At 43.9% G+C, this 4,278-nt stretch carries 3 protein-coding genes and 1 tRNA gene; all 4 read right to left on the bottom strand.

Annotated features, from left to right (window positions below):
* A partial coding sequence (locus RMO84_RS10155; protein ID WP_310488347.1) for a GxxExxY protein occupies positions 1-345 on the bottom strand: 345 nt, incomplete at its 3' end.
* Positions 346-909: 564 nt separating this feature from the next.
* The gene (locus RMO84_RS10150; protein ID WP_310488346.1) at positions 910-2,136 is read right to left on the bottom strand and encodes a restriction endonuclease subunit S; all 1,227 of its coding nucleotides are present in this window, start codon (positions 2,134-2,136) and stop codon (positions 910-912) included.
* A complete protein-coding gene (locus RMO84_RS10145) occupies positions 2,133-3,653 on the bottom strand; it encodes a type I restriction-modification system subunit M (RefSeq protein ID WP_310488345.1) in 1,521 nt (506 codons plus the stop codon). Before RMO84_RS10145 ends, RMO84_RS10150 begins: the two co-directional genes overlap by 4 nt.
* Before the next feature lie 390 nt (positions 3,654-4,043).
* Positions 4,044-4,125, bottom strand: a tRNA-Leu gene (locus RMO84_RS10140).
* Positions 4,126-4,278 lie beyond the last annotated feature (153 nt).

The raw sequence follows: 4,278 nt of genomic DNA, 5'->3' as shown, positions 1-4,278 counted from the left end.
GAACTCCAAACTAGGGCTACCAAAATTTATCAACAAACCCACTGGAAAATTGTAAGCCACCACATAATTCTTTGCTTGGGCTAGATGGACATCTTCGAGTCTGATGACGGCTTTGATTTCAACAATGACACGATCCTCTACTAAGAAATCAGCACGGCGCGTTCCTACCTGTATTCCTTCATAATAAATATTTTGTTCTACTTCTCTACCGAAACTTAACTTTGCTTTGTCGAATTCTATAGCGAGACACCGCTGATAGATGACTTCTTGAAAGCCATTTCCCATTTTACTGTGGACTTTCATCGCGCAGCCATTAACTTTATATGTGATGTCGTTGAGTTCCATAGCCTATTTTCCCATGCGTGCATCTCTAGTGTTCCCCTACACCCATCATGAGAATCAGGATTTAGAGGATTTTAGGATTTTCAGGATTAGGTTATTTGTCGGATGCGGGGATGATTGGGATTTAGAGGACTTGGATAGCTGGATGGATGCGAATATATTCGCAATCTCTGCTGCTCACCAACATCCTAATCCTGAAAATGCCAATCAGGATTTTAGGATTTTCAAGATTGACAGGATTAGGCTATGTGAAGGATGCGAAGGCTATTAAGATTATGATACCCACCAACACCCCAATCCTGAAAATCCTAAAATCCTCTAAATCCTGATTCGTCCGGTGAGTAGTTGCTGCATCAATCCTAGTTTCTGTTGCTTGTAAGCAGCCAATTGTTTTTCTAGCGTTGATATTTCCTCATCCGCAGCAGAGAGTACAGCAGCAATTTTTTCCTGCCCTATCAGGATTTTAGGATTTTCAAGATTAACAGGATTTAGGTTATTTGCAGGATGCGAAGGTTGTTAAAATGATGCCACCCACCAACACCCTAATCCTGAAAATCCTAAAATCCTCTAAATCCTGATGCGTCCGGTGAGTAGTTGCTGCATCAATCCTAGTTTCTGTTGCTTGTAAGCAGCCAGTTGTTTTTCTAGCGTTGATATTTCCTCATCGGCAGCAGAGAGTACAGCAGCAATTTTTTCCTGTTCTGCAATTGATGGTAATGGAACTTTTATCTTTGAAAAATCTTTCCACCTGAGACTACCTCGTCTTTCTACGGATGCACTAGTATTGATAGAGAAGATTTGTCTATAATATTCAGTTTTCAAAACTGAGTACAGGAATAAATCATGAACTCTATTACTATCAGTCTTAAACACTGTATACATTGGGCTAATTAAAGCTTTATCGCATAAATTCTGATAACCGATCGATCCTTCGTCGATGTGATTCGTAGCATAAGCAAACATTCCATACTTAACTATCTTGTAAGTCGATGTATCTTCACTAAATACTTGCTTTCCAAAATACTCAAGAGAATTTACTAAACCTTTGTACTTTGAACATGATAGTACTGTCAAATCATTTGCTTGTTTATTTTTTGTGGAATACTCTTGGGCAATATCAGCAATGGGTATATATTTCCAATCTGATGGCAATGAACCATATAGAGTTTTTTGTCGATTATCGCTACCCTCAAATTCCTTAAAACGCTTCTTACCAGTCAACAACTGCTGCATCAGCCCCTGCTTGCGCGATCGAACCCTCCCAATCAACTTCTCCAGCAGATCGATCGACTCATCCCAAACCCCAAGCATCTCCGCAATCCTACACTGTTCTAAAAGCGGCGGTAAATCTATTGGAAATTCTTTAAGTAAAGTTGTGTCTAATCGTCCGGTTCCGTGTCCAGCGACATTAACTAAATTTAATATTCGATTTTTATTAGCAATTAAAGCATAGGCAAGAAATAAACCTGAAACTCCACTTTTAGCAACAAGAGCTTTAATGTCTTGATTAAATGCAACGTCACGCTCTACATATCCAACTGGCAAATCTTTTAGAAGAGTCATACCTCTAACCAGCACAAGAACTGACCCTTTTTTAGCTATTTTTGCCATAGCTAAACCTTCAGGTGTTAATTTAAGCCCAGCATCTTTTATGCTAAAGGATTTCATATCTTTGGCACTCACCCAAGGGTAATCACCTTCCCAATAATTGGACTCTTCTTTACTTGGTGTTCCTCCAGAAGAAAAAGTAGCTACCTCATCAAGTTGTTTTGTTTCCCATAGCTTAATTTTCATAAACCCAACTCCTCAAGATAGCCAACCATCCGAAACTTAACCTTAGATAACTCCTCCTCCAAACCATCGATCTCCGCCTGCACCGCCCCAATATCGATCTCCGCCTCCTCCTCAAAAGTATCCACATACCTGGGAATATTCAGATTAAAATCATTCTCCCCAATCTCATCAAACCCCGCCAAATAAGCGTACTTCTCCACGGTTTCCCGCTGCGTGTATGCCGCGACAATCTTGGCGATATCTTCCGCTCTGAGATTGTTCTGGGTTTTCACATCGGCATAATCCCGACTGCCATCGATAAATAGCACCTTGTTGTCTGGTTTATTCCGCTTAAATACCAACACCGCCGCCGGAATTCCCGTACCGAAAAAGAGATTGCTCGGTAAACCAATCACCGCATCTAACAGATTTTCGGCGATTAATTGTTGGCGAATCTTCCCCTCACTACTGCCCCGAAATAACACGCCGTGGGGCACCACTACCGCCACTCTGCCGCGCTCTAGGCTCATGGTTTCGACGATGTGGGAGATAAAGGCAAAATCGCCCTTACCCTTGGGGGGAATGCCCCGATTGAAGCGTTTGAACCTGTCGGATGCCACATCATCCGCGCCCCATTTATCGAGACTAAACGGCGGATTGGCTACCACCACTTCAAACCGCATCAGCTTATCATTTTCCAACAGCTTGGGATTGCGAATCGTATCGCCCCACTCTACCCGCGCACTATCTACCCCATGTAGAAACATATTCATCTTGGCTAAAGCCCAAGTTCCGCCCGTATTCTCCTGCCCGAACAGGCTATAGTTATCACTCCCCTGACGGCGCACATAGTTGGCACACTTAATCAACAGCGAACCCGAACCGCAAGTAGGATCGCAAATCCGTTCTCCTGGTTGAGGCGCGACTAATTCCGCCATCAATTCCGAGACTTCCCCAGGCGTGTAAAATTCCCCCGCTTTCTTCCCCGCTCCGGCGGCGAATTTAGCAATCAGGTATTCGTAGGCGTAGCCAATTACAACCAGATTGCCGATACGGGATGGGCGCAAATCTAGCTTCGGATTGGCGAAATCTTCCAACAGCATCTTCAACCGCGTATTCCGTTCCCGCGTCTGCCCTAAATTCGCCTCACTATTAAAATCAATATTCCGAAACACCCCCGCCAGCTTGAGTTTATTCGCTTCCTCAATCTGCTCCAATGCCTTGTTAATTACCTCGCCGAGGTTGGTATCGTTCCGCTTGGTATAGACATCATCAAACCGACAATCAGGGGGCAATACAAACCGCTCCCGCTCCAATCGCCGCAGAATTCGCTCCTTGTCATCGCCATACTGTACCTGCAATTGCTCGTAATGTTCAGTCCACGAATCGCTGACGTATTTAACGAAGAGCATTACTAGGAGATAATTCTTGTACTCGCTAGCATCGATCGTCCCACGGAACGTATCACAAGCCCGCCAGAGGATGTTATTTATCTCATCCTGATTGACGGGAAGGAGAGGAATGGTAGCTTTGTCCATGTTGGGGTAGTTGCCGTTGCTGTCGATCGAGATTCAACAGTAAAGGATAGCGCGAAATCGCCTACCGCAAATGTCACAGTCCATTAAAACTACTCATAAAAAGCTACGGTGCATACACAAGTCGGTTAGACTTCGTTTCGAGCGGTAGATCCCCCCTAGCCCCCTTAAAAAGGCTACGGTGTATACACAAGTCGGACTTCGTTTTGAGATCTGAATCCCCCCTAACCCCCCTTAAAAAGGGGGGAACAAGATCCGGAAGTCCCCCTTTTTAAGGGGGATTTAGGGGGATTCTCTAGGGTCTAAGTTACAAACAATACTTTCAAAACATCTTCTAAAACATTAGCGTCCGATCGTACATCCGATCGAACGCTAAAAAATACATGTTTAAAATGCGGATAAAAGGACTTGAACCTTCACTTCTTGCGAAACCAGAACCTAAATCTGGCGCGTCTACCAATTCCGCCATATCCGCAGACAATGTTTCTAACCATAGCACAGATAACATCTAAAATCAAACATGTCCCCAAGAGGATTCGTGCTTGCCAAGTGGATGCACGAACGGTGGCCAAATCGTTATATATTAAGTAACCTACCTTCAGGTAATTCAGATCCCTCGATGGTTGCC

This window comes from Chamaesiphon sp. VAR_69_metabat_338, assembly GCF_031423935.1.
GTDB lineage: Bacteria > Cyanobacteriota > Cyanobacteriia > Cyanobacteriales > Chamaesiphonaceae > Chamaesiphon.
The sequence above is the reverse complement of the archived record's forward strand: the minus strand, read 5'-3'. Positions and strand labels throughout refer to the sequence as shown.